The organism is Craterilacuibacter sp. (assembly GCF_051659485.1).
Taxonomy (GTDB): Bacteria; Pseudomonadota; Gammaproteobacteria; order Burkholderiales; family Chromobacteriaceae; genus Craterilacuibacter.
In genome coordinates this window covers 1-3378 of record NZ_JBOFOO010000280.1, presented here as the reverse complement: position 1 = coordinate 3378, position 3378 = coordinate 1, and the positions used below count along the sequence as shown (strand labels likewise).

Sequence of the window (3378 nt, the reverse complement as noted above, 5' to 3'; positions counted from 1 at the left end):
GCCCTATTGTATCGAGTTGATGGGCGGCCCGTGGATGGATACAAATCCGGCTGTGGTTCGGGCTTTTCGGCCGGGCAAAAAATAAATTTTATTGCTAATTTGGCTGGGTTTGGTTTGCGGGGTGCGCTGCACTACGGGTTGCCTGGCCCATTTTTCCACCTTGATTTGGTCGGTGCAAGCAAGGGCGGCAGGGTGGCGATAAATGTTTGACGCGCTGGCGTTCTGCGCGTATAAATGTCGGCGCAGGATTTTCAAGCAGCAGAACCATCGCGACAATGTAGCCCTTTTGCAAAGCGGTTCTTCTTGTTCCATGCTCTATTCCTTGATTGTCATGCACTTGGGCATCAGCCTATATTTTTAATACCCAAAAGGAATTCATAATGGAAACCGGTACCGTTAAGTGGTTCAACGACGCTAAAGGCTTTGGCTTTATTACCCCAGATGCAGGTGGCAACGATTTGTTTGCACACTTCTCTGAAATCCGCTCCAACGGCTTCAAGTCGTTGCAGGAAGGCCAGAAAGTTAGCTACGAGTCCGGCATGGGCCAAAAAGGCCCACAGGCTACCAATATCCAGCCACTGTAATTTGTGCTGATGCTGGCCTGAATAAAAGCCCCGCTAGCGGGGCTTTTTGTATATCTGATCAAATAAATACGCTGTGACGGGCGAGTAGTGTAAATTCCTCACGACATCGTCTTTTTTACAATCAGCTTTTAATTGGCAGGGCTGCCGGCTCTATGGCTGGCACATGAGCCTTGAAAGACATCGCGTGAGCAAAAGGCTAGGAATCGGGATGTTTCCCGCAGGGTATATGCGGCGATGAAAGTCGGTACCCATATTGCCGCTGGCGCATGTAGCGGCGTTGGTACGGCTTTGCTGCTCAAGTCGCCGATGTTGGGAACATTGCTGCTGTTACTGGGGGGGATGGTCGGCGCCTTGCTGCCGGATATCGACCACCCTCAAAGCTGGCTTGGCCGCCGCATGCGACTTATTTCCATTCCTATCTCTATGATCTTCGGTCATAGGGGGATTACGCATAGCCTCATCGCACTTGCCGGCGTATTTTATCTCAGCGTAATGTGTCTTAGTGCTGAAAGTCGTTATTTTGGCATGTGGATGCCTTTGGCTCTGGGTTTGTGCGTAGGTTATGCCTCCCACATTGTAGGCGACTGGCTTACACCATCGGGCGTACCTTTGCTATGGCCGATCAAGCATCGTTTTCGGGCGCCAGTGACTTTTTTTAATGGAAAATTCATCGAAAAGATCATGATGACTGGCCTATGGTTTGGCGCGGGCTTTCTGATGGCCAAGTCGACAGGTTCATTCTGAAACCACCATGCAAAAACCGATGCGTCAGCGCGCCGCCCCTGTCTCCGTTCGTAACGGCGTGACACCCAGTTTTTTACAACTACCTGCGGGTGCTTGGCCGAATTTGTTGAGTTTTCTCGTCGAATACTTTCCGCATGTTCCCGCTCGCCTATGGCGCATGCGACTGGAAAATGGCGATGTGTTCGACCATCAGGGGCAGCCACATACTTTGGCTTCTGCTTATCCGGCCAATCGGCGCATCTGGTATTACCGCGATGTAGCGCAAGAGACTGAGGTGCCATTCGAAGCCGAAGTCCTGTACCGCGACGAGCGTTTGCTGGTTGCCGATAAACCGCATTTCCTGGCTTGCATTCCCGGTGGCCGCCATGTGCAACAAACACTACTGACGCGACTACGCAGCCAGCTTGATTTGCCGATGCTCACGCCCATTCACAGGCTGGATCGTGAAACTGCGGGTGTGATGCTGTTCTGCATAGATCCGGCCTGCCGTGCAGGCTACCAGATGCTATTTCAGCAACGTGAAGTACAAAAGGAATATGAAGCCATCGCCCGTTTTGACCCGATGCTTCAATTGCCGTTAACACACAGAAGCCATCTTGCAGAAGCACAAGGCAGTTTTGTCATGCAGGAGACCGAGGGGGTATTTAATAGCGAAACCCGCGTCGAATTGCTGGCACGGCAAGGAGAATGGGGGCGTTACCGCCTGTTGCCGCATACCGGTCGCAAGCACCAGTTGCGTGCGCATCTGGCTGCATTGGGTGTGCCGATTCTGAATGACCCTTGGTATCCACGATTGACTGACGACAAGGCGGCTGATGATTTTTCGGCACCCTTGCAGTTGCTGGCGCGCGCGATCAGTTTTAATGATCCGTTTAGCGGAAACAGGCACCAATTTTTCAGTCAGCGCATTCTGAACTGGCCTTCAATACCGCCAGCCTGATAGCCCATCACCGTGTAAGACGCGTTTTTTGAGTATTACTGCCGTGAATCGCTTAGGCGCTGACGCGTTCCAGTGTTTCAAAATCGACTTGTGCGGTTTCTTCAAAACAGGCGAGGCAGGTTTTAATGCGGATCTGATAGGCCTTGCCGTTGGCCGAAAAAATCAGCACCCGACCCGGTTCGGCTAAACGCTGCGGAATCAATAGCATGCGCTCTCCACATTTGGCATTGGCTTGGGTTACATAGAGTGCCGACAAGGCCTGTGTCGCCGCATCGCTATCGATTTCGGAAAGGCCGACCACCAGTGGGCTGCTGGCAATGACTTCTACCCCGACCTTGGTTCCGCCTTCGGACAGGCGTTGGATGCGGCGTATTACCCCCAGAGTACTGGTTTGGGTCTCGGTCGAAACCCAGATCAGACGACCAATCTTGAGGCTGTCGACGGCCCGTCCCAGATAGACCAGTCCCATGCCGGTATCACTAAGATCGTTTACCTTCCAGTTATCCACCCGCTCTTCACTGCCACGATTGAGCTTGATTGCCAGAGCCACCCGCTCCAGTCCAACCTCAACCAAGCTATTGGCAAAGGTCATGGTGCGTTCATGGCGGCGCATGGACTTGCCGCCATCCTGTGACCAGCGGGTCGCCAGTTTATCCAGCAGTGTTTGCCATGCTGTACGGTCCAGCGCCGGCAGGGCATGAGCCAGACTTTCGGGTGTTTTGTGGTCGAACGCCAGCATGAGATCTGCCAGTCGGTTAAGTACGGACTCGCCCGACCAGTAGCGGCAGCTTCTGCCGGTGGTGCCGCGACGTAATAACTGGGGTGCCTGAGGTTTGTCCAGATTGAGTACATACTGGAAATCTGTCGAATCCGGCTCACGCTGCAGCCGGACTTCACGCACCATATCGACAAGCAAAAGCCCTACGCCTTCTATTTCATGTGGTAACAGATTGTCGGTTTGCGCCAGATGCAGCATCGCGGCGGCAACCAATAAAGCTTCGGCACTCGCCGCTTCGCGCTTGGAATAAATGCGTATGGGTTCGTGTTGAAAACCTTGCGCTTCGGCGAATGCATAGATGAAATAAGCTTGCTGCCAAGTGGTGCCATCTG

At 53.1% G+C, this 3378-nt stretch carries 5 protein-coding genes; 4 read left to right on the top strand and 1 reads right to left on the bottom strand.

The features are described from left to right. From ACRC1E_RS09900 to ACRC1E_RS09885, 4 genes are all read left to right on the top strand, one after another. Window positions 1–210: hypothetical protein (locus tag ACRC1E_RS09900; protein WP_438514931.1), on the top strand; the 210-nt coding region annotated here is incomplete at its 5' end. 170 nt (window positions 211–380) lie between these two features. Then, window positions 381–584, top strand: coding sequence for a cold-shock protein (locus ACRC1E_RS09895; protein ID WP_438514930.1), 204 nt, complete (start codon window positions 381–383; stop codon window positions 582–584). 234 nt (window positions 585–818) lie between these two features. After that, window positions 819–1328, top strand: coding sequence for a metal-dependent hydrolase (locus tag ACRC1E_RS09890; protein ID WP_438514929.1), 510 nt, complete (start codon window positions 819–821; stop codon window positions 1326–1328). 157 nt (window positions 1329–1485) lie between these two features. Next, window positions 1486–2268: a pseudouridine synthase gene (locus ACRC1E_RS09885; RefSeq protein WP_438514928.1), complete on the top strand. Its 783-nt coding sequence runs from the start codon at window positions 1486–1488 to the stop codon at window positions 2266–2268. A gap of 52 nt (window positions 2269–2320) precedes the next feature. Here the strand turns inward: ACRC1E_RS09885 and ACRC1E_RS09880 are convergent. Continuing rightward, window positions 2321–3378, bottom strand: a 1058-nt coding sequence (locus ACRC1E_RS09880) for a PilZ domain-containing protein (RefSeq protein ID WP_438514927.1), incomplete at its 5' end; no start/stop codon positions are given.

What these genes read in the sequence shown, in the direction of transcription:
- ACRC1E_RS09885 (WP_438514928.1), top strand. Translation starts at nt 1,486, where the DNA reads ATGCGACTGGAAAATGGCGATGTGTTCGACCATCAGGGGCAGCCACAT.
- ACRC1E_RS09895 (WP_438514930.1), top strand. Translation starts at nt 381, where the DNA reads ATGGAAACCGGTACCGTTAAGTGGTTCAACGACGCTAAAGGCTTTGGC.
- ACRC1E_RS09890 (WP_438514929.1), top strand. Translation starts at nt 819, where the DNA reads ATGAAAGTCGGTACCCATATTGCCGCTGGCGCATGTAGCGGCGTTGGT.